General features: G+C 58.4%; 18 protein-coding genes. 9 read left to right on the top strand and 9 right to left on the bottom strand.

Features of this window, described 5'->3' with window-relative positions:
- Positions 1 to 5: 5 nt before the first annotated feature.
- Positions 6 to 1,499 carry a peptide MFS transporter gene (locus IEU99_RS00605; RefSeq protein ID WP_128889811.1) on the top strand — a complete coding sequence of 498 codons (1,494 nt, stop codon included), beginning with the start codon at positions 6 to 8 and terminating at the stop codon, positions 1,497 to 1,499.
- Between the two features lie 127 nt (positions 1,500 to 1,626).
- On the opposite strand, the gene IEU99_RS00600 is transcribed toward IEU99_RS00605, so the two are convergent.
- Positions 1,627 to 2,712 (bottom strand): M24 family metallopeptidase, encoded by a 1,086-nt coding sequence (locus IEU99_RS00600; protein ID WP_128889812.1) that lies wholly within the window; start codon positions 2,710 to 2,712, stop codon positions 1,627 to 1,629.
- 65 nt (positions 2,713 to 2,777) lie between these two features.
- On the opposite strand from IEU99_RS00600, the gene IEU99_RS00595 reads away from it, so the two are divergent.
- Entirely contained in the window at positions 2,778 to 3,008 is a 231-nt protein-coding gene (locus IEU99_RS00595) for a hypothetical protein (protein WP_128889813.1), read from the top strand.
- A 21-nt stretch (positions 3,009 to 3,029) separates the two neighbouring features.
- Here the strand turns inward: IEU99_RS00595 and IEU99_RS00590 are convergent, their stop codons facing one another.
- The 5 genes from IEU99_RS00590 to acnA form a co-directional block, all read right to left on the bottom strand.
- The gene (locus tag IEU99_RS00590; protein WP_128889814.1) at positions 3,030 to 4,394 is read right to left on the bottom strand and encodes a PFL family protein; all 1,365 of its coding nucleotides are present in this window, start codon (positions 4,392 to 4,394) and stop codon (positions 3,030 to 3,032) included.
- A 21-nt stretch (positions 4,395 to 4,415) separates the two neighbouring features.
- Complete coding sequence (locus IEU99_RS00585) at positions 4,416 to 4,685, bottom strand: ACT domain-containing protein (protein WP_128889815.1); 270 nt, start codon at positions 4,683 to 4,685, stop codon at positions 4,416 to 4,418.
- Between the two features lie 83 nt (positions 4,686 to 4,768).
- Positions 4,769 to 5,494: a glutamine amidotransferase gene (locus IEU99_RS00580; protein WP_128889816.1), complete on the bottom strand. Its 726-nt coding sequence runs from the start codon at positions 5,492 to 5,494 to the stop codon at positions 4,769 to 4,771.
- Positions 5,495 to 5,546: 52 nt separating this feature from the next.
- Entirely contained in the window at positions 5,547 to 6,125 is a 579-nt protein-coding gene (locus IEU99_RS00575; protein ID WP_128889817.1) for a TetR/AcrR family transcriptional regulator, read from the bottom strand.
- A 90-nt stretch (positions 6,126 to 6,215) separates the two neighbouring features.
- Positions 6,216 to 9,035, bottom strand: coding sequence for an aconitate hydratase AcnA (acnA, locus tag IEU99_RS00570; RefSeq protein ID WP_128889818.1), 2,820 nt, complete (start codon positions 9,033 to 9,035; stop codon positions 6,216 to 6,218).
- 359 nt (positions 9,036 to 9,394) lie between these two features.
- Here acnA and IEU99_RS00565 point away from each other — a divergent pair, with 359 nt between their 5' ends.
- From IEU99_RS00565 to IEU99_RS00555, 3 genes are all read left to right on the top strand, one after another.
- A complete protein-coding gene (locus IEU99_RS00565; protein WP_128889819.1) occupies positions 9,395 to 9,868 on the top strand; it encodes an Rv1476 family membrane protein in 474 nt (157 codons plus the stop codon).
- Positions 9,869 to 10,408: 540 nt separating this feature from the next.
- Positions 10,409 to 12,127, top strand: coding sequence for a DIP1281 family NlpC/P60 protein (locus IEU99_RS00560; RefSeq protein WP_229718365.1), 1,719 nt, complete (start codon positions 10,409 to 10,411; stop codon positions 12,125 to 12,127).
- Between the two features lie 229 nt (positions 12,128 to 12,356).
- The gene (locus IEU99_RS00555; RefSeq protein ID WP_128889821.1) at positions 12,357 to 13,466 is read left to right on the top strand and encodes a ferrochelatase; all 1,110 of its coding nucleotides are present in this window, start codon (positions 12,357 to 12,359) and stop codon (positions 13,464 to 13,466) included.
- Positions 13,467 to 13,476: 10 nt separating this feature from the next.
- On the opposite strand, the gene IEU99_RS00550 is transcribed toward IEU99_RS00555, so the two are convergent.
- Positions 13,477 to 14,211: an Rv1486c family protein gene (locus IEU99_RS00550; RefSeq protein WP_128889822.1), complete on the bottom strand. Its 735-nt coding sequence runs from the start codon at positions 14,209 to 14,211 to the stop codon at positions 13,477 to 13,479.
- 34 nt (positions 14,212 to 14,245) lie between these two features.
- On the opposite strand from IEU99_RS00550, the gene IEU99_RS00545 reads away from it, so the two are divergent.
- Genes IEU99_RS00545 through IEU99_RS00535 form a run of 3 tightly spaced genes read left to right on the top strand, consistent with a single transcriptional unit; the run spans position 14,246 to position 16,792 of the window.
- On the top strand, positions 14,246 to 15,088 hold the full coding sequence (locus tag IEU99_RS00545) for a DUF3097 domain-containing protein (RefSeq protein ID WP_128889823.1): 843 nt from the start codon (positions 14,246 to 14,248) through the stop codon (positions 15,086 to 15,088).
- Positions 15,089 to 15,145: 57 nt separating this feature from the next.
- Complete coding sequence (locus IEU99_RS00540; protein WP_128889824.1) at positions 15,146 to 15,574, top strand: NfeD family protein; 429 nt, start codon at positions 15,146 to 15,148, stop codon at positions 15,572 to 15,574.
- A gap of 3 nt (positions 15,575 to 15,577) precedes the next feature.
- Complete coding sequence (locus IEU99_RS00535) at positions 15,578 to 16,792, top strand: SPFH domain-containing protein (RefSeq protein ID WP_128889825.1); 1,215 nt, start codon at positions 15,578 to 15,580, stop codon at positions 16,790 to 16,792.
- On the opposite strand, the gene IEU99_RS00530 is transcribed toward IEU99_RS00535, so the two are convergent.
- Together IEU99_RS00530 and IEU99_RS00525 are read right to left on the bottom strand one after the other, a co-directional pair.
- A complete protein-coding gene (locus IEU99_RS00530; protein ID WP_128889826.1) occupies positions 16,793 to 17,338 on the bottom strand; it encodes a MarR family transcriptional regulator in 546 nt (181 codons plus the stop codon). It abuts the gene before it with no gap.
- 20 nt (positions 17,339 to 17,358) lie between these two features.
- On the bottom strand, positions 17,359 to 18,060 hold the full coding sequence (locus tag IEU99_RS00525) for a TVP38/TMEM64 family protein (protein WP_128889827.1): 702 nt from the start codon (positions 18,058 to 18,060) through the stop codon (positions 17,359 to 17,361).
- 226 nt (positions 18,061 to 18,286) lie between these two features.
- Here IEU99_RS00525 and IEU99_RS00520 point away from each other — a divergent pair, with 226 nt between their 5' ends.
- Positions 18,287 to 20,098 carry a methylmalonyl-CoA mutase family protein gene (locus IEU99_RS00520; RefSeq protein ID WP_128889828.1) on the top strand — a complete coding sequence of 604 codons (1,812 nt, stop codon included), beginning with the start codon at positions 18,287 to 18,289 and terminating at the stop codon, positions 20,096 to 20,098.
- Positions 20,099 to 20,102: the final 4 nt, after the last annotated feature.

Below are 20,102 nucleotides of genomic sequence, written 5' to 3'. Positions count from 1 at the left end.
TTCTTGTGCGCTCCGAAACACATGAATCTGACACAGCGGCAGAACATTCTGCCGGTGAGCGCCAGTTTTTCGGTCATCCTTGGGGACTAGCCAATCTATCCGGCGTTGAGATGTGGGAGCGTTTCAGCTTCTACGGCCTCCAAGCGCTCTTGGCGTATTACCTGTACTACTCAGTTGCCGATGGCGGCCTGGGAATGCGGGAATCTACGGCACTATCCATCGTCGGCGCTTATGGTGGTTTGGTCTACCTTACTAGTGTGGCCGGCGCCTGGGTAGCAGACCGCATCCTCTCCGCAGAACGAACGCTGTTCTATTCCGCCATCTTGGTCATGTGCGGCCACATCAGCCTCGCCATCCTGCCTGGCTTCGTCGGCGTGGCAATCGGCCTGGTCTGTATTGCCGTCGGTTCTGGTGGACTCAAGACCACCTCACAGGTGGTGCTCGGCCAGCTCTATGATCGCGATGATCCTCGCCGTGACGGTGGCTTCTCCATCTACTACATGGGTGTGAATATCGGCGGTCTGCTCGGCCCGCTGATCACCAACGCACTGTGGGGCTGGAAGGGCTTCCACTGGGGCTTTGGTGCTGCGGCCATCATGATGGCCATCGGCTTGTTCCAGTACATCACCATGCGTAAGCAAACCATTAAAGATGCCGGACACGAGGTTGCAAACCCGCTTCCCAAGAGCAAGTACCTCCCGGTATTCATCGGCGCAGCCGTGGTCATCGTTGGCTTTGTCATGCTCTTTGTCACCGGCGTGCTGCACATCAATCAGCTTTCAAACATCACCGCCTTGATCGCTTTGATCATCGCCGTGGGTCTGTGGGTTGAGATGTATCGCTCCGATCTCGTCACCGCAGACGAGCGCTCCAGGCTCATTGGTTTTATCCCGATGTTCCTTGCTGGCGTCTTGTTCTTCTCCATCTTCCAGCAGCAATTCACAGTGCTCGCCGTCTACTCCGACCAGCGCCTGAACCGTAACCTCTTTGGCTGGGAAGTACCCCCAGGCATGGTGCAGTCCATCAACCCGCTGTTCATCATCATTTTCGCCGGCGTCTTCGCCTCGATGTGGACCAAGCTCGGTAATAAGCAACCCACCTACGGCGTGAAGTTTGCCCTGGCGCTGCTGGTATCGGGTCTGACCATGCTCATCTTCTTGCCCTTCGCAGGTGGCGAGGCCAACTCCACGCCGTTCTGGGTGCTGGCAGTGATCCTCTTCTTGCTCACCATGGCAGAGTTGCTGTTAAGCCCTGTGGGTAACTCGATGGCCACCCGCCTTGCCCCGGCAGCCTTCCCCACGCGTATGTTCGCGTTGTGGATGCTGAGCGTGAGCCTTGGCACCGCGCTGTCTGGTTCCTTGGCAGCGTTCTACGACCCCAACGATGCCGGAGCTGAGCGCGCTTACTTCCTGGCGCTTTGTGCTGGTGCCGCTGGCGTGGGCATTATCATGTTCCTCATGCGCGGCTGGATCAATCGCAAGTTTATCGACGTGCACTAGGCGGTTGTTCAGGCCTTCACATAAAGGCAGACCCCTTGCTTCTTAGTCCCCAACGAGCATGGCTCAGGGGAGTAGGGCAGGGGTCTGCCTTCTTTTTAATCCTGCGTACAAGAAGCAGGAGTAGCGCTTAGACCTGTTGCAGCTCGTGCGGAGTGAGGTTGATCGGGCGAGCCCCATCGGCTTCAAGGATGACGATGTCTTCAACGCGAGCACCCCATTGGCCAGGGAAGTACACGCCCGGTTCGATGGAAAAGGCCATGCCCTCGCGCAGCACCACGTCATTACCGGCGATGATGAAGGGCTCCTCATGGCAGGAAAGCCCAATGCCGTGGCCGGTGCGGTGGATGAAGTACTCGCCATAGCCGGCTTCTTCGATGATGTCTCGCACCACCTTGTCTACCTCGCCTGCACGCACACCGGGCTTTGCAAATGCCAGGCCGGCTTCCTGTGCTTTTTGGAGCACATCGTAGATTTCCTGCTGTTCAGCCGTGGGCTTACCCACCACGTAGTTGCGGGTGCAGTCGGAGTGGTAGCCGGAATCCAAAGTGCCGCCGATATCGACCACCACGATGTCGCCTTCTTCAATCACGCGATCAGAAAAGTCGTGGTGGGGATCGGCACCATGTGGTCCGGAACCGACGATGATGAAGTCCACCTCGACGTGCTCTTCAAGGATCAGCTCGCGCAGCTTATCGGCCACCTGCCGTTCAGTGATACCGGCGCGCAGCAACCGGGGAACCTCGCGGTGGACCGCGTCGATGGCTTGAGCGGCGCGCGTGAGCTCGCGGATCTCCGCTTCGTCTTTTTGCACGAAAGCTTCTGCCAGCACCTTGGTGGCGTTGACTGCCTCGACACCGCGGCGCTGCAGTTCCAGGAGGTGATCGGCGGTCATCGCTGCACTGACGGCGAGCTTGCCTGCCGGGATGAAGCTATAGGGATCTTCGCCGTCATTCCAACCACGGATCTCAATGCCGAGTGCTCCTGCCACGGAGTTCTTTAAATCGGCCACGTCGACGCCTGGGGCGAACACAAAGTCGCGTTGGCCCAACACCAGACCGGCGAAGCGTTCGTGGGTGTGCATTTTGGAATCCAGCAGGTACTCGAAGTCCGGGCCTGGGGTAATCAGGACACCGTCCAACCCAGCTTTTGCAGCCGCCTGCTTTGCCACTTCGATGCGGGAACGGAACGTGTCTAATGGAAATCCTTCAAACATGTCGCCGAGTCTAGTGCTCCTTGCTTGGCCACGTTGCACCTGCCAGGGGGCGTATCCTCGTCCACATGAAGCTTCGTGCGTGTTCTCAGAAGACTACTTGGGAGGACTTGAGCCAAACACAAAAGGCCGGCCTCCTTGTTATCGGAGGAGCCGACCTTGTGGCCAAGCTGGCTGCCTGGCATTACCTCTACCACCTGCCGGCAGAAAACATTCGTGGCAAGAAGGGCTGGTGGCTGCCCATCACCTTCATCAATGGTGTGGGCTCGCCTGCTTTCTTGATCTTCGGCCGGAAATAGGTGCGCTGAGACGTCGAAAAGCTAATTCCTGAAGCCGTGTACCGGGGCGGGGATGAAGCCACCGCGAGCGATGAATTCTTCGTTGCCAACCTTGGATACGGGAATCACGGGTGCGTAGCCGAGCAAGCCGCCGAAGTTGACTTCATCACCGGGCTTGGTGCCGGGGACAGGGATGACGCGCACCGCGGTGGTCTTATGGTTCATCACACCAATGGCGGCCTCATCGGCGATCATGCCTGAGATGTGCGCTGCGGTGGTATCGCCAGGAATGGCCACCATATCCAGGCCCACCGAGCAGATGGCGGTCATGGCTTCGAGCTTGTCCAAAGAAATATTGCCGGCACGAACCGCGTCGATCATGCCCTTATCTTCAGACACGGGGATAAAGGAGCCGGAAAGTCCACCAATGCGCGAGCATGCCATCATGCCGCCCTTTTTCACTGCGTCGTTGAGCAACGCCAGCGCGGCAGTGGTGCCGTGGGTGCCGGCCTGATCTAAGCCCATGTGCTCGAGGATATGTGCCACGGAATCGCCCAACTCGGCGGTGGGAGCAAGCGAAAGGTCGACGATGCCAAAAGGCACCCCTAGACGCTCGGAGGCCATGTTGCCAACGAGCTGACCTGCGCGGGTGATTTTGAAGGCGGCCTTTTTGATTTCCTCAGCCACTTCGTTCAGGCTTGCGCCCTCAAGCGAGCCAAGGGCACGGTCGACAACACCGGGCCCCGACACGCCAACGCTTACCACGCAATCTGGCTCCTCCACGCCGTGGAAGGCACCAGCCATGAAGGGGTTATCGCCAACGGAGTTAGCAAAGACCACGAGCTTGGCGCACGCGATGGCGTCACGGTCCTTGGTCAGCTCAGCAGCTTCTTTAATCACGAGCCCGAGCTCACGCACGGCGTCCATATTGATGCCTGCGCGCGAAGAACCAACATTGACAGAAGAGCACACCACATCGGTTTGGCTTAGCGCTTCGGGGATAGAAGCAATGAGTCGGCGATCACCTTCGGTCATGCCCTTTTCCACCAGGGCGGAATAGCCACCGACGAAGTTCACGCCTACCTTCTTTGCGGCGCGGTCGAGGGCATGAGCCAGCGGAACCGGGGATTCTTCGTGGGCAGCGGCGATCAACGCGATGGGGGTCACAGAGATGCGCTTATTCACAATCGGAATGCCGAGTTCGCGCTCAATCGCCTCGCACTCGGGCACCAGTCGTGCCGCCAATCGGGTGATCTTTGCTTCTACAGCCTCACAGGTTTCCTCCATGGAACCGCGCACGCAATCAAGCAACGAGATGCCCATGGTGACCGTGCGAATGTCCAGGCGGTATTGCTCGATCATCTCGATGGTGTCGAGGATATTGGAGGAGGAGTGCAAAGTGGTCATAGGTTGTTGCATCGCCGCCACCTAGATGGTGTTCATTGCGTCGAAGATGGCCTGCGACTGGATCCGAATCACCAGCGCCTCCTGCTCTTCCACCTGGTGCATACGCTCTTGGATGGCATCGATGCTGGTGGCCGACTCATCGAAGGAGACGTGCAGGATCATGGTGAAATAACCATCCATGATGGTTTGGGAGACGTTGTTAATATTCACTTCTAGCTCAGCACATGCCGCTGAGACTGCTGCGATAATGCCGGTGTGATCCTTACCGGTAACAGAAATGATGGCAAACATAACGAGCATCCTACTGCTAGTTATGCCTGAGCCCTATCCAGCGTGGGCGGCTTCGGAGCCAAGCCTCCGAAGCACGTAGCCTCTTAGCCGCGCTGAGCTGCGCAAATATCGAGGAAGTTGCGCATGATTTGGTTGGCGGCTTTGGTATCAACTTTGCGGGCGCGATCGGCGACCTGTTCGAACTCGGCGGCGTTGAAGTAGCCGTAGTCTTTATAAAACCCGATGCGCTTGACAAAGCCTTCTGGGGTCAGCTCTGGGTGGAATTGTGTGGCCCAGGTGGTGGCGTTGGCTCGGATGGCTTGAATAGGGCAGTGGGGTCCGCTGGCCAGCAGGGTGACGTCTGAAGATAGTTCCTCGGCACTTTCGGTGTGCCCGCTGAGTGCATAGAAGGACTCGGGCAGGCCTTGAAGGAGCGGATCGCGTTTGCCAGCTTCGCTGAGCTGCACCATGCTCGGGCCTGCTTGCTCAGGGAAGTTGCGACGAACAACGCCACCGGTGGCGTCGGTGACAAAGGAGTTGCCGTAGCAAATAAAAAGCGTGGGAATGTCAGTGGTGATCAAGGCACGCAGCTCGCGGTGCACGGTGTGCTGCCAGGGGCTGTATTCCTCGTTGGTGACATTCAGGGGGCTGCCGCCGACGATGATGCCGTCGAAGTCTTCAACGCTGAGGTCGATGGCGTCTTCTGGGTCGTCGATGATCTGGTGGGTGATCTGTTCAGGGTTGAGCCCGGTGGTGTCGAGGATGTCCTCGTATTCGGCCTGGATCACGCCTTCGCCGGTGCGAACAGAAACTAGCAGCACTTTGAGCATGTGCCCATACTAGACCTCTTGGTCTAGATTGTGAAAGTTTTGCGGGTGTACCTTAGTGCTGCACGGTGGTGTTCAGGCGTATTGATTCCTCTACAAGATCGAGCATGCTCTCAAGTCGTTCACGGCGTTCACCTGCAGCAAGGCGGGAAATGAAGCCATCGAGGACAGTTTCAAGGTAGAGGTGAAGAACGTCGATTGGCACGTCGTCACGCATGCGGCCGAGGGATGCGTTGTGTTCGAGCCTTTCGCGAACCGCTTTGTCCAGAACGCTTTGGTGTTCCTGCCACCGTGTGCGAAAGGCTGGGTCGGTGCGCAGCATGGTGGTGATCTCTAAGCGGGTGAAAAACCAGTCGTAGCGCTCGGGGTGGGCAAGCATATCGCGCATCACGTCTACCAAACCGTGCTGAGCTACCACCTCCGCCATGCGGGTGGCGTCTTCGCGGGCCAGAGCTAAAAAGAGGTGCTCTTTATCTCCAAAGTGGTGGAAGATGGCTCCGCGAGATTTGCCAACGGCCTCTTCGAGACGACGCACCGTGGCACCTTCATAGCCGTGTTCGGCAAAGCAGCGCCTGGCACCTTCGAGAATTTCTTGGCGGCGCGAGCTCAGTTCGGCGTTGCTTACCACGGGCATGGCGGTGGGCTTTCTTCTTTAACTTAGGAGAACTTGAAATAAAAAGTGCAGGGGACCGGTCTGTCCGATCCCCTGCAACGCGATCAGGGTTTAGCCCTTGATCATCTGGCGTAGCACGTACTGCAAGATGCCGCCGTGGCGGTAGTACGCAGCTTCACCGGGGGTGTCGATGCGAACCACTGCATCGAATTCGACGGTTTCACCCGACTCCTTGGTGGCAGTCACGTGAACGGTCTTCGGAGTGGTGCCCTCGTTGAGCTCCTCGATACCGGTGATATCGAAGGTCTCGTGGCCGTCAAGGCCGAGGGACTCGTGGGACTCGCCCTCAGGGAACTGCAGCGGGATCACGCCCATGCCGATGAGGTTGGAGCGGTGAATACGCTCGAAGCTCTCGGTGATGACGGCCTTCACGCCGAGCAGGTTGGTGCCCTTAGCAGCCCAGTCGCGGGAGGAACCGGTGCCGTACTCCTTGCCTGCGAGGACAACCAGCGGGGTGCCGGCTGCCTTGTAGTTTTCGCAAGCGTCGAAGATGAAGGCCTGCGGTGCGTCTTCCTTGGTGAAGTCCAAGGTGTAGCCACCGGCGACGTCGACAAGCTGGTTCTGCAGACGGATGTTGGCGAAGGTGCCACGCATCATCACCTCGTGGTTACCACGACGTGAACCCAGCGAGTTGTAGTCGTTGCGTTCCACACCGTTGGCATCGAGGTACTGAGCAGCAGGGGTGCCGGGCTTGATGGAAGAAGCGGGGGAGATGTGGTCGGTGGTGACCGAGTCGCCCAGCTTCGCCAGCACGCGAGCGCCCTTGATGTCCTGCACCGGCTTGGGCTCTACTTCCATGCCGTCGAAGTAAGGAGCCTTGCGGATGTAGGTGGATTCCTCGTCCCACTCGAAGGTCTTGCCGGTGGGGATGTCGAGGTTCTGCCACTGCTCGTCGCCCTTGAACACGTCAGCGTAGTCAGCTTCGTAGAGTTCGCGGGAGATGGCCTCTGCGATGGTCTTTTCGATTTCATCGGTGGAAGGCCAGATGTCCTTCAAGAAGACGTCGTTGCCATCTTGATCCTGTCCGAGTGCTTCGTTTTCGAAGTCGAAGTCCATGGTGCCGGCGATAGCGTAGGCGATCACCATGATCGGGGATGCCAGATAGTTCATCTTCACATCCGGGGAGATACGACCCTCGAAGTTGCGGTTACCCGACAGCACTGCGGTTGCAGCCAGATCGTGCTCGTTGATGGCGTCGGAAATCTCCTGCGGGAGCGGACCGGAGTTACCAATACAGGTGGTGCAGCCGAAGCCGGAGAGGTAGAAGCCGAGAGCCTCAAGATCCTTCCAGAGGTCTGCGCGCTGGTAGTAGCCATCCACAACCTGGGAGCCAGGAGCACAGATGGTCTTGACCCAAGGCTTTGCCTTCAGGCCCTTTTCAGCGGCCTTGCGTGCGATCAGGCCGGCACCAATCATCACCGAGGGGTTCGAGGTGTTGGTACACGAGGTGATCGAGGCGATGGCAACCATGCCGTGATCGATGGTGAACTCGCCACCGTGCGGCGACTGCACCGTGACCGGCTTGGACTGACGGCCCTTGGCAGTGGTAGCCAGGGTCTCGCCGTGGCCCTCGCGGGAGGAGTTGAAGTTCGGTGCCAGGCTCTCTTCGTCGCCGGACTGATCCTCGCCCTCGGCGCCCATGCGCACAGCCTGCAGACCTTCGTCTTCTTCGCAGATTTCGCCCTCGGCGTAGGTGGGCAGGTCCTTGCGGAACTGCTCCTTCGCCTCCGACAGCAGGATGCGGTCCTGGGGACGCTTGGGGCCTGCAATGGAGGGCACCACGGTGGAGAGATCCAGCTCGAGGTACTCGGAGTACTTCGCCTCGGGAGCGTCCTGCTCGAGCCACATGCCCTGAGCCTTGGCGTATGCCTCGACGAGCTTGATCTGCTCTTCGGGACGGCCGGTGAGGTGCATGTACTTGGTGGTCTCTTCGTCGATCGGGAAGATCGCACAGGTGGAGCCGAACTCGGGGCTCATGTTGCCGATGGTGGCGCGGTTTGCCAGCGGGATGGACTTCACGCCATTGCCGTAGAACTCGACAAACTTCTGCACCACGCCGTGCTCACGCAGCATCTCGGTGATGGTGAGCACCACGTCGGTAGCGGTCACGCCAACGGGGATCTCGCCGGTGAGCTTGAAGCCAACAACCTTAGGAATCAGCATGGATACGGGCTGGCCGAGCATGGCAGCCTCTGCTTCGATGCCGCCAACGCCCCAGCCGAGGATGCCCAGGCCGTTTTCCATGGTGGTGTGGGAGTCGGTACCAATACAGGTATCGGGGTAGGCGAGGCCGTTGTTGTCGAAGACCACGCGCGCCAGGTACTCGATGTTCACCTGGTGCACGATGCCGGTTCCGGGAGGAACCACGCGGAAGTTGGAGAAGTTCTCTGCGCCCCAGCGCAGGAACTGGTAGCGCTCTTCATTGCGCTCGTATTCGATCTCGACGTTCTTTTCCAGAGCGTCGGAGGAGCCGAAGGCCTCAACGATCACGGAGTGGTCGATCACCATTTCGGCGGGGTTGAGGGGGTTAACCTGATCGGGGTCGCCGCCCAAGGTCTTCACGGCCTCGCGCATGGTGGCAAGGTCTACCACGCAGGGCACGCCGGTGAAGTCCTGCATGAGCACACGGGCGGGGGTGAACTGAATTTCCACATTCGGCTCAGCCGAGGGGTCCCACTGTGCAAGCGCCTCGATGTGCTCGGTTGTAATGTTGGCGCCGTCCTCGGTGCGCAGAAGGTTCTCGGCGAGAACCTTCAGGGAGTACGGCAGCTTCTCCAGGCCATCAACAGCATTGAGGGCGAAGTAGTCATAGGACTTATCGCCAACCTCAAGCTTTTGCTTGGCGTTGAAGGAGTTCTTGCTTTCAGTCACAGTGAGCTCCAGTTCCTTATCGTGAATGTTGTTTCAAAACCCGAACCCCCAGCAAGGTGTGCTGGTGTGCGAGCTTACGGGCGCTGCAACATCATCGCCTCGTACCACTAAGCCTAGCGTGTTAGAGCGGGTGCAGCGTCGCCTGACGCGTATTTTAACAGTACGTTCGTTCTGTTTGGGTTTTCTAGCCCCATCTAGGTGATCGTGTCGCCTTCGGCTTCCCCCGGCGTGGTGTGCCACCTTGGCAGGCAGGCTATGCCAAGCTGATTCCAAGCATGCCTATACATACTGTTGATATACGGCACTGATAGTAAGGACGCCCGGTGATAGCCGGGCCGAACACGAGCAGGGGAGCTAGGTTGACCACTCCGCAGGAATACTTCGATCGCTTCAATGAGCCATTGAAGGATCAAGATGTTGTGTTGGAATCTCCTAATCCAGCGTTGCAACAAGAGCTCGAAGAGATCGTCAATCAGATGCATGACCGCCCCTACGGGGACATGGAGGTTTTGGTCCTCGATGATCTAGGCCAGCGCAGTGATATCTATAGGGATCTCGCCACCAAGCTGCAGGATGCTCACCAGGTGGACACGGTGGTGGTGAAGTCGCCGGATCTTGCCGTGATTGTCAGCGATGAACTTACCCGCGCTCAGATTGAATCACTGCAGCCGCCGATGTCGAATGAGCCCAATAGCGCGGTGGCTTTGCGAGCCATGCCGCAGCTTCTCGACGAGGATCCGGTCCCAGGCATCACGATGGTGGGAATTAGCGGCATCGCCATCGTGGTGGCGGCTCTGGTGACCTTCTTCCAGGCAAGGCGAAGCGCCCGCTAGTTCTTTTCAACGATTCCCTCCAATCCCCACAGTTTTAGTCAAGGCTGTGGGCTTTTCTTTTGCCTTTTTAGCTTTTCGACGAACCTCGAATCGGGGTTGCCACGCCGATACTTCCCGAAAATGTGACCAATGATACATTTATGACGATTTGGTAACAGTTTCTGCGGGTGAGCACCATATTGCGAAGTTCCTGTTGGAGTTGAGTACCAATGTTACTCGGGAGAACTACGGGGGAAGATGCAGACAAAGTGGCCAATGTGTTTTATGGTTCACTTATCGGCTCGTGAGTCGACTGTAGAACCTTGACTTTCAACTTCGGATTTCGCGCATGTGGGGAAGCACGCAGTGAGATCTCAAGAATGCAAGGACTGTTCGCGGTTGCCTTAACGAGCTGTGCAACGTGTACGACCTGCTCGGATCCACGCCGAATGCTTCATGCACGCCTGCCGCAAACCTAGGCAAGGCGAAAGTTTCGGCGTGGGGGCCGTGTGAACAGGAGAATTTGTGTCAAGTTTTGCGTCGAAGTACCCCGCGGTTCGCCTGGCGGCAGCACTTACGCTTTCGACCTCGCTCGCAGTGAGCACCGCGTTTCCCGCGGGCGCAGAGCCGAGGAACCCCTCTGATACGGAAATCGCACAGGCCACCACTGAGGCAGGTCAAGCAGAGGGACGCGTTTCCGCTCTGGTCAGCTCCGTCAGCGAATCCGATGCCGAGATCTCTCAGCTCGAAATGGAGATGGGCGGGCTGCGCGAATCGGTAAACAAGGCGCTGGTGGATTACCACGACGCCGAAACCTCCGCTGAGCAAGCTCGCGAAGGCGTGAAGCGCGCCCGTGCCAAGCTCGATCAGACGCAGTCGGAGATCGAAGAGGCCCAAAAGGTTCTCGACGAAATCTCTCGATCCGAGTATCGCCGTCAAGGTGGCAACAACCGCGGTGTCTCCGAACTCGCCGGAGCTGAAACCAGCGAAGATGCGCTCGATCGTCAAACCTTTAAGCGCGTCAACGCTGAAAAGCAGCGGGAGACCGTCGAAAAGCTCGATAAACTGCGCACCGAGCAGGCCAATGAGGAATCGAGGCTTCGCGAGGCTCGCAATATCGCCGAAGATCGCGAGAAGATTGCCAAGGAGAAAAAGGACGAGGCCGAGTCTCGGATCGAAGACACCTCCAAGCAACTCGACGAGAATATTCGCAAGCGCGCGGAGTTAGTCGCAGAACGCGATCGTGCTCAACGCGAGCTGGATAAAGCACGTGGCACCGTAAGCGCCTTGGAATCCGACCGCAAGGAATACCAGGACTACATCAAGGCCGAAGAAGAGCGGAAGAAGGCCGAGGAAGCCGCCAAGGCCGCCGAGGCAGTCAAGCAGAAGGCCCTCGAAGAGCAGCGCGCCAAGGAAGAAGCCGCGCGAAAGGCCAAGCGTGAAGCCGAGGCTGCGCAGAAGGCTCAGGCTGAAGCCGAGGCGAAAAAGGCCGCCGATGAAAAGGCAGAGGCCGAAAAGAAGGCTGCCGCAGCCAAGAAGGCCGAGGCTCAGAAACGTCTTGAAGCTGCTGAAAAGGCCGCCGAAGCCGCCAAGGCCAAGGTTGAACAAGAAGCAGAAAAGGCCGATGAGGCAAAGCAGGCACAGGATGCTTCTGAGGATAAATCCACTGAGGCAGCAGCCGCGCTCATCGAGGCATCCCAGCCCGATCACACCTCGCTTGAAGGCAATGGTGGCGGCAATGCCATCCAAAACCCTGAGGGCACCCAGGCCAGCGGCAATGAAGCTGTTGATAGCGTCCAGGTTGAGACGAACGAGTCGGTGTCCGAGCAAGCCTCTGAGACTGTCAGCGATGGATCGCGAAGCTCGCAGATTGAAACGGTGATTTCCCGCGCCATGTCGCAGCTCGGCGTTCCCTACGCATGGGGTGGCGGCAACGCTAACGGTCCTACCCGCGGTATCCGCGATGGTGGTGTTGCAGACTCCTACGGCGACTACAACAAGGTTGGCTTCGACTGCTCCGGCCTGGTGGTCTACGCCTTCGCCGGCGTGGGTATCGCCCTGCCGCACTACACCGGCTACCAGTATCAACGTGGCACCAAGGTGGCACCTGCCAATATGCAGCGTGGCGACCTCATCTTCTACGGCCCGAATGCTGAGCAGCACGTCGCCATTTACCTCGGCGACGGACAAATGATCGAGGCACCTCAATCCGGCTCCACCGTGCAGATCTCCCCGGTGCGTTGGTCCGGCATGAGCCCATATGTGGTTCGCATGATCTAAGCGAGTGTTTTTGATCTCGCATCTTTCAGCGGGCAGTGACGCGCTATGCGTGCTGCCCGCTTTGTGCTTTTCTAACCCGCGCTATCTTCTAGGCGGCGCCGAGAGTCGATCCCGATGTGGTACTGCGCCCATGAGGCCGCAGGTGCCTCATGCGTCACGGCGCCCTCACGGCGAACCGGCATAATCCAGCGATGTTGGTGTTCGAAGTGACGGTGTTACCCTATTGAACATGCAGCAACCGGACGCGATTTCGCAGGCACAATTTAGCTCTTTTGAGGATATCGATGCACTGCTGGTGCTTTCCTTCGGCGGCCCGGAGGGCGTAGATGAAGTACGTCCCTTCCTTGAAAATGTCACCCGCGGCCGCGGTATCCCTCCTGAGCGCCTGGATGAGGTGGGAGAGCACTACTACCACTTCGATGGCAAGAGCCCTTTAAATGACCTCAACCGTGAGATCATCGCCAATATCGAAGCCGAGCTTCAACGCCGTGAGATCGACCTGCCGGTCTATTTTGGCAACCGGAATTGGAAGCCCTTTGCCAACGACGCCGCCGAGCAAATGGCTCGAGACGGAGTGAAAAAGGCCGCGGTGTTCGCCACCTCTGCCTGGGGTGGTTACTCAGGATGCAGGCAATACGGTGAAGATATTGAGGCGATGCGTGAGCACCTGCAGTCCGAGGGTGTAGCGCCCATCGAGTTTCTGAAACTGCGCCAGTTCTTTGATCACCCCACCTTCATTGACGAAGAAGTCGAGGTGGTGGAAAAGGCCTTCCAGACCTGGGGGCTCACGCCCGAGCAAGCCAAAGATCAAGGCGTAAGGCTTGTCTTTACGGCACATTCCATCCCAGTGGTGGCCAATGAACATTCCGGCACCCAAGCAGACGGCTCCTTGTACTCAAAGCAAATCAAGGAGGCAGCCCGACTAGTTGCCGAACGCCTCGGCTTCGAAGACTACGACGTCGTATGGCAATCCGCTTCCGGCAACGGGCGTATCCCTTGGCTGGAGCCAGACATTGTCGATCACGCCACGCAACTGCGCGAGCAGGGTGTTGAGAAGATGGTCGTATCAGCCATTGGCTTTATCTCAGACCACATGGAAGTGGTATGGGACCTCGACCATGAGCTCCAAGACGCCGTAACTCCCCTCGGCCTAGAAGTGGTACGAGCCGATACCATCGGCCATACCGACAGCTTTGCCGCCATGGTGGTGGACTTGATTGCTGAGTCCCTTGAGGTGGTCAAGCCGAAGCACTTGGGCACTGTGCCTTCAAAGGGCTGCACCATCAATGGGGCTGCCTGCGAGGTGGGCTGCTGCCAAAACCGGAAGCGTCCGGCCTGAGGCTAGGTGCCTAGGCGTACTCGCGACCAAGCTCGATGGAGCAGTACGCCACCGCCGCCATGCGGGCATCGCGGATGGCGTTAGCAGTGCTGAGCAGTTGCGGGTCAAAGCGGTGCTCACCGAAGCCGCTGAGTACCGTCTCTAGAATTGCCGAAGCATAATCGGCTCGTGCAATGAGCTTGGCTGCACGTTCTGGCACCTCCGGTGGCAGGCCGGGGGTCTCATAAAAATCCCTCAGTGTGCCTACCCGCAGCCTCGGTTGCTGCACTCGATCTAATGCCATGCCTTGGGCGGCAATAGCCTCGGCTGCCTGATCAATAGCTCTGCGCAATTGGGTATCTGCATCGCCGGGCATGAGAAAAGACTGCAGATGCATCGGCACCTCTGCTTGCGCGAAATTCCACTGTGTTGCACCGTGATGGTTCTTGGCAATAGCCAAGGTGGCAGGGCTTGCTGGATCGTGGCGAAGCAGCAAGGCCGCCGGTGCATCGAGCTGCGCAAGCAGTGCCTGGCCTGGACCGGGGAGCACCAAGCTCAGCCAGGGATAGCGCGAAGATGGCGTGCAGTGCGCACGAAACTCGCGAAGCACATAGGCAATTTCGCCGCCATCGCCTAGGCGATGCGGGCCTCCGAGTTCGTTGAGCGCATCGATGGTTTCATCTAAAGGCAGCCTGCCGCAGACCCACTGCTGCACCCACAAGGCGATATTTTGGGCAGGGGAGTAGACATAGTGTGGCGAGTGCATAGGCGAGTCATCCTAGCCGATAAAGTAGGCGGCTATGAGCTTTGACGATCGATACAGTGGCGACATCCTAGGTGGGCATCGACGCAAGCAGGCGCCCACGTTCCCAGAAGTTCCAGCTACCCCAGATTTGGTTGTTGAAGTGCTTGCCGACGGCTTCGTCGGAGCGGTCATTGCCTTCGAAAGAACCTACGACGGGGATTTCGTTCGCCTTGAAGATCGTTATGGCCAAGAGCGCCTATTTAAAATGCGCCCGGGGGCTTTTCTTATCGACGGCCAGCGTGTCTCATTAACCCGCTACGTGCCAAAGGCGCAGTCGCAACGATCTAATTCTGGCTCTCGCCGAGTTGAACAGGTAGAGGCAAAAGTGGCCTTGCCTTCGCGCATCTGGGTTGAAGGCGTACACGATGCAGCGATTGTAGAAAAGATTTGGGGGCATGACCTTCGCGTGGAAGGCGTGGTAGTGGAGTACCTCGAGGGCCTTGATAATCTCCAGCAGCGCCTCGATGATTTCCAGCCCACTGCCCAAAGAAGGGTGGGCGTGCTTGCCGATCACCTCATTGAAGGCTCCAAGGAAAGCCGTTTGACCGAGGAAGTAGGCCCGAATGTTCTGGTGACCGGTCACCCCTTCATTGATATCTGGGCGGCGGTCAAACCCCAACGCCTCGGCCTTTCTGCGTGGCCTGAGGTGCCCTATGGCGAAGACTGGAAGCAAGGGGTCTGCCGCCGGGTGGGCTGGTCTGACCCGAAGGAAGGCTGGCGTCGGGTCTACCGCGCAGTCGAGACATTCCGGGACGTCGATGCCTCCCTGATTGGCGCGGTAGAGCGACTGGTTGATTTTGTGTGCAACCCGGAGTTGAGCAAGGAAGACCTGCTCTAAGGGGCAATAATTAGGTAGCCCTACCGCAGTGAAACCCCTGTGCGTATCCTGGCACGTGTGGGAGCACTTATTTGGTTTGTCATTGCATTAGTGCTCGCCGGCCTAGAGATGTTTGCCGGCGAGCTCACCTTTCTCATGCTCGCAGGCGGTGCCTTAGCTGCCAGCGGTGTGGGGCTTTTTGATGCACCGATGTACCTCGAAGTCATCGTCTTTGCCATTGTTTCCATCGCACTGCTAGCGGTGGTCAAGCCTGTGGCTCGCCGCAGACTGCAACAAGCGCCTGCACTCGATACCTCCCCGCGAGCAGCCCTCGGGCAAGCAGCCGAAGTGCTTGAGCCGGTAAACGCCACCGGCGGTCAGATCCGCTTTGATGGCGGCATTTGGTCGGCGCGCACGTTACACGAGGACGAACACTTCGCTGTTGGGGAAGTAGTTAATGTTGTTGATATTGAGGGCACCACGGCTGTGGTGTGGAAAGGGATTTAGTCAATGGAAGGTTTCATCTTTATAGCCGTTCTCATTGCCCTGGTGGTGCTGATTTTGGTCAAGACCATCGTGGTGATCCCGCAGGGTGAGGCAGCGATTGTAGAAAGGCTCGGCCGCTATACGCGCACCATTTCCGGTGGGATTAGCCTGCTGGTGCCGTTTATCGACCGTGTCCGTGCCAAGGTCGATACGCGTGAACGCGTGGTGTCGTTTCCTCCCCAGGCGGTGATCACCCAAGACAACCTCACCGTGGCTATTGATACGGTGGTGACCTTCCAAATCAATGAGCCTGCACGCGCCATTTATGGCGTTGATAACTACATCGTCGGTGTAGAGCAGATCTCCGTGGCCACACTGCGTGATGTTGTCGGTGGCATGACCCTGGAAGAAACACTGACCTCCCGTGAGGTTATTAACCGGCGCTTAAGAGGCGAGCTCGATGCTGCCACCACCAAGTGGGGCTTGAGAATTAGCCGAGTCGAGCTCAAGGCCATTGATCCGCCACCATCGATCCAGCAGTCGATGGAGATGCAGATGAAGGCTGATCGCGAAAAGCGTGCGATGATTCTGACTGCCGAAGGCCGCAGGGAATCCGACATTCGTACCGCCGAGGGTGAAAAGCAAGCAAAGATCCTCGCCGCCGAAGGTGAGAAGCACGCCGCGATTTTGGCGGCTGAAGCTGAACGCGAAGCCACCATTTTGCGCGCTGAAGGTGAGCGCGCTGCGCGTTACTTGGAGGCCCAAGGTGAGGCCAAGGCAATCCAAAAGGTCAATGCTGCGATCAAGTCTGCGCAGGTAACGCCGGAGGTGCTGGCGTATCAGTACCTAGAAAAGCTTCCGGAGCTTGCCCAGGGAGAGGCTTCCACAATGTGGATGATTCCTTCGCAGTTTGGCGATGCGCTTGAAGACTTTGCCAAGAAATTTGCCCAGCGCGATGATGCCGGAGTGTTCCGCTATGAGCCGGCTGAAGTAGATAAGCGCAGCGAGGATATTGCCGCTGATGACGATCACGAAGATTGGTTTAATACCCAATCCAACCCGGAGATCGCAGCGGCCGTTGCTGCTGCTAACGCGGTGGCAAATAAGCCTGTCGACGAAGAGCCGCTTCAGGAACGTCCCAAAGCAGTCGAGATGACCAACGCAGAGGCTCCACGTAACCTCGAAGCACCGCCAAGTACTTCCGCGCAGCCAAGTGCTGAGTTAGAAACAGACAAATAACTAGTGCTGTTCCAGCGCGCGCTGCCAAAGGCTTACGGCAAGCCCATACCCGGCTTGCTCGGCCTGCCAGCCCGCAGCTTGGAGGCGTTGGCTCATCGCCTGCTTGGAGATGCCAAGGGAAGCGGCGGCTTCAATTTGCGTGAGTCCTGAACGAACCAGTGATGTTGCCTCGCGGCCTTCACTGGTTCTTTTTGATAGCAAAAACTGCAGCAGTGCAAAGGTTGCTTGGATATCGGAGGAATAATCCCCGGCTGCGATATAGACATGGCCGGCGCGCGGGCGTGGTCCGAGAGCCATACGCGCTGCATGTTCGGCCTCGACACCACTGGCGGCGCCGATTGCCCAATCGCCGGCGGCAAGCAGCGCCATGGTGGCGTCGACAAGCCCTGAGGCGGTATGAGGTGAGGCGGAGATGTCTTCTACCTGGTGCACCTGGAAGGTGCCTGCGCCTTCGAGTGTGGAAAGCGCCTGAGCTGAACGACGCACCAACTCAGCGCGACGACGCTCGCGTCCTCGATAACGGGCGTAGATGCCGAGCTCATTCATGCCCTAAGACTAACAAAAGTCTATTGTTCAGCCTTGACTGGCAAGCGTGTGTCGAGCAAAATTCCGAGGATTCCCAACATTGCGAGCAAAAGCACGGCAAACAGTGCCATGGGATTGGCGCTGCCCACGAGGGAGTCGCCGAGAATCACGGTGAGCACGGTTCCGGGGAAGGAGCCGATGAAGGTAGCGATGCTAAAAGCGATCACGCCGACGGCACTAAAGGCGGCTGCGTAATTCAGGAAGGAAAAGGGAACTGCGGCAATCATGCGCAGGGAAGTCACGGCGAGCCATCCTCGTTGTTCGAGCCTGGCGTTGATCGTGTCGATTCGCGGATGCTGGAGCAATGGGATGACCAATGGGCCAAAAAGGCTACGGACCAGCAACAGCGAGATTGCTGCCGAGCAGGTGGTGGCGCCCAGCGCTAGGGCGATGCCGAGTTTTGGGCCAAAGAGCACGCCCGCTGAAAGGGTCATCACCGTTCTTGGGATGGGGAATTGGGTGATCAGCACGTAGAGCCAGAAGAAGAGGGCGGGAAACCAAGCGCCGGTATCTGTAGCCCATTGCTGCAAGGTGCCAAGGCTTGGGGCGTCGACGAAGGCCACGATGATGCAAAGAGAAATCACCGCGACGATGGCAGCAACTTGGCGCCAGCGAGGCCACGCGGAAAAAGTGTTTAATCCATCACGGGTGGCGTCGAGAACTCGCCGAAAGAAACTGCTCACGCCAATTCACCTTAGACGCCTGGCTAAAAGAGTCGGCAAATATGCGGGAAGTTCTTCTCCCAGGCGTCTAGACTGTAGCCATGTTGTGAGATGTACGAATCCTTGGCGGATTTAGCGTCTTGCGTCACATAACACCAAAACGTACTCAATAGCATCACAGTGCCGCACCAGAGGCAAGCCTCGTTCGGAGCGGCCGATCATTATGTGAGGGGAGTGGGTCTTACTCGTGACTGAAACACGATTCGCCCGAACCGAAGAATTTGAGGCCAAGGAGCAGGCTTGGTACCAAGCCGTTGCCAAGGTCTTTGCACGCGTACAAAAGAAAGATATTGCCGACGTTCCGCTGGACGTGTGGCGCAAGCTGGCAAAAACCACCTACGACGGCATTGAAGTCAATCCGCTGTATAACCGCGGGCAGGAGTTGGATGAGCAAACCCTTCCGGGCACCTTCCCCTTTACCCGCGGTGGACAGCGAGTAGGCACCGAAGAAGGTGTGGGTTGGGGTGTCACCGAGGCATTCGGCGCCAACGCCACCAATGAGCAGGTGCTCAGCGCACTGAACAATGGCACCACCAATATCGTGGCCTACGGCAACTGCGAACTCTCCTCTCTGCTCAAAGACGTCCTGTTCGAGCACGCTCCCGTTCGCCTGAATGCCGGTAAGCACACCGAGCAGCAGGCAGAAGCATTGCTGGAGCTTGCCAAGGGCCAATCCGGCGCGCCAAAGCTGCTGGAATTTGGTGCTTCACCGCTTTCGTCTGCCGTCGATGGCTCCGCCTCGGTTGACCTGGATGCCGCCATTGCGTTGGCAAAGAAGGCCAATGAGCACGACAACGTGCGTGCCATCTTGGTTGATGCGGTGTCCTTTTCTAACCAAGGTGCTACCGACGCCCAGGAAATCGGCCTGGCCCTTGCAGCGGGCGTGGAGTACTTGCGTGCGCTCAACGATGCCGGTTTGAGCATCGAAGAGGCATTGGACCAGCTTTCCTTCCGCTATGCCGTCACCGATGATCAATTCGCACAGATCGCCAAACTGCGCGCAGCACGCGCGCTGTGGGCTCGCGTGGCAGAGATCCTCGATGCCCCCGAACACGGCTCGGCCCCACAGCACGCCCTGACTGCACCAGTGATGTTCAGCCAGCGCGATCCGTGGGTGAACATGCTGCGCTCCACCGTCTCGGCGTTTGCCGCCGGTGTTGGCGGAGCCACAGACGTGGAAGTGCTCGTCTTCGACTGGGCCATCACCGGTGGCCTGCCCAAGGTTTCTCGCACCTTCGCGCACCGCATCGCCCGGAACACCAACCTGTTGCTGCTCGAAGAATCTCACCTCGGCCACGTCATCGACCCGGCCGGTGGCGCCTACTACGTTGAGCAGCTCACCACTGAGATGGCTGAGAAGGCTTGGGCCATCTTCCAGGAGATTGAGGCTGAGGGTGGTTTGCAAAAGGCCATCGAGGCAGGCAAGGTTCGCAGCTTGCTCGACGAGGCGCACGAAGCGGTACGCAAGGACATTGCTCACCGCGTAAAGAAGCTCACCGCCATTAACGAGTTCCCGAACCTCGCCGAGGCACCACTTCCGGCTGATCTTCGCGTGGAGCCGAAGCACGTTCGCCGTTGGGCTGCCGAATTCGAGGCACTGCGCAACCGCTCCGATGCCTTCATGGAAGTCAAGGGCCATCGCCCACGCGCGGTCTTGATTCCGCTCGGCCCGCTGGCCAAGCACAATGTGCGCACCGGCTTTGTGGTCAACCTCTTGGGCACCGGAGGTATTGAAGCCTTGAACCCCGGCGAGCTCACCCCAGGCACTGATGCCTTTAATGAAGCCGCGAAGTCCGCACCGATCGCCGTGATCTGCGGTACCGATGCAGAATACGAGGCCAATGGCGCAGCCGCGCTGGAGGCACTGCGCGAACAAGGCGTTGAGACGGTGCTGCTGGCAGGCGCACCTGGCCACGGCTTCGAGCCAGACGATTACTTGAACCTCAAGATCGACGCAGCCGCGAAACTTTCTGAGCTGCTCGAGAAGTTGGGAGCCTAAGACA

The organism is Corynebacterium pelargi (genome assembly GCF_014635485.1).
Lineage (GTDB): Bacteria > Actinomycetota > Actinomycetes > Mycobacteriales > Mycobacteriaceae > Corynebacterium > Corynebacterium pelargi.
Note: the sequence above shows the minus strand (reverse complement) of the source record. Positions and strands in the feature narration are given on the sequence as shown.

Bases quoted from the DNA above. Each gene is read 5' to 3' on its own strand.
- IEU99_RS00600 (WP_128889812.1), bottom strand. From the start codon at position 2,712: ATGTTTGAAGGATTTCCATTAGACACGTTCCGTTCCCGCATCGAAGTG.
- IEU99_RS00595 (WP_128889813.1), top strand. From the start codon at position 2,778: ATGAAGCTTCGTGCGTGTTCTCAGAAGACTACTTGGGAGGACTTGAGC.
- IEU99_RS00590 (WP_128889814.1), bottom strand. From the start codon at position 4,394: ATGACCACTTTGCACTCCTCCTCCAATATCCTCGACACCATCGAGATG.
- IEU99_RS00585 (WP_128889815.1), bottom strand. From the start codon at position 4,685: ATGTTTGCCATCATTTCTGTTACCGGTAAGGATCACACCGGCATTATC.
- IEU99_RS00580 (WP_128889816.1), bottom strand. From the start codon at position 5,494: ATGCTCAAAGTGCTGCTAGTTTCTGTTCGCACCGGCGAAGGCGTGATC.
- IEU99_RS00575 (WP_128889817.1), bottom strand. From the start codon at position 6,125: ATGCCCGTGGTAAGCAACGCCGAACTGAGCTCGCGCCGCCAAGAAATT.
- IEU99_RS00555 (WP_128889821.1), top strand. From the start codon at position 12,357: ATGCAGCAACCGGACGCGATTTCGCAGGCACAATTTAGCTCTTTTGAG.
- IEU99_RS00550 (WP_128889822.1), bottom strand. From the start codon at position 14,211: ATGCACTCGCCACACTATGTCTACTCCCCTGCCCAAAATATCGCCTTG.
- IEU99_RS00545 (WP_128889823.1), top strand. From the start codon at position 14,246: ATGAGCTTTGACGATCGATACAGTGGCGACATCCTAGGTGGGCATCGA.
- IEU99_RS00535 (WP_128889825.1), top strand. From the start codon at position 15,578: ATGGAAGGTTTCATCTTTATAGCCGTTCTCATTGCCCTGGTGGTGCTG.
- IEU99_RS00530 (WP_128889826.1), bottom strand. From the start codon at position 17,338: ATGAATGAGCTCGGCATCTACGCCCGTTATCGAGGACGCGAGCGTCGT.